The sequence below is a fragment of the Mesorhizobium sp. B1-1-5 genome (genome assembly GCF_006443065.1).
GTDB lineage: Bacteria > Pseudomonadota > Alphaproteobacteria > Rhizobiales > Rhizobiaceae > Mesorhizobium.
Map to the genome: position 1 here is coordinate 1 of NZ_VFWS01000627.1, position 1,063 is coordinate 1,063.

Annotated in this window: 1 pseudogene; it reads left to right on the forward strand. The window is 67.6% G+C overall.

Going from position 1 to position 1,063, the window contains the following annotated elements:
- Window positions 1–1,063: pseudogene (locus FJ980_RS33895) on the forward strand (protein ndvB); the annotation flags it as partial.

Below are 1,063 nucleotides of genomic sequence, written 5' to 3' on the forward strand. Positions count from 1 at the left end.
CATTCCTTTGGCTCGCAGGCCCTGGCGGCGGACGGGCACGGGCTCAGCCAATGGAACGGGTTCGGTGGTTTCGAGGGCGACGGGCGGCATTATGTCGTGCGCCTGGCCGGCCGCAGCACCACGCCCCAACCCTGGATCAATGTTATTTCCAACGCCTCGTTCGGCTTCCACGTCTCCGCCGAAGGCGCTGCCTTCACCTGGAGCCGCAACAGCCGCGATTACCAACTGACGCCGTGGTCGAACGATCCGGTTTCGAACCGGCCCGGTGAGGGCATCTATATCTATGATCACGCCAGTGGCCGGGCATTCTCGCCGCTCGCCGCCGTGGTGCGCGATCCGTCGATGACTTACGAGACGTGGCACGGCCAAGGGTTCTCCACCTTCCGGTCGAAGCGCGGCTCATTGTCGATGGACCTCACCCATGTCGTCGACCCGGTCGACCCGGTGAAGATTTCCCGCCTGCGCATCCAGAATGCCGGCCCGGCGCCGGCCAGGCTGCGCGTCTATGCCTATGCCGAATGGGTGCTGGGCGGACATCGCTCGCGCACGGCGGCGACCATCGTTCCGTCGCGCGATGCCGCCACCGGCGCCTTGCTGGCACAGAACCCCTACGGGCTCGATTTCGGGGAGCGCGTCGCCTTCCTCGCCGCCGATGACGGCGTGCATTCGGTGACAGCAGACCGGACTGAATTCCTGGGCCGGCACGGCACCAGCGAGTTTCCGCAGGCGGTGCTGAGCGGCGCGGGACTGTCAGGCCGCGTGGAGGCCGGCGACGATCCCTGCGCTGCAATCGCCCGCGACATCGATGTTCCGGCCGGCGGCGACGTCACGCTGTTCTGGCTGCTCGGGGACGCCGGCTCGGCCGCGGAAGCGAGCGCCCTGGTGCGCAAGCATCGGGGCAGGGATTTCGACCAGCGTCTGGCCGACAACGAGCGCGAGTGGCGCGGCTTCCTCGACACCATTCAGGTCGAAACGCCGGACAAGGCGCTCGACGCCATGGTCAACCACTGGCTGCCCTACCAGAGCCTCGCCTGCCGCATCCGCGCCCGCTCTGCCTTCTATC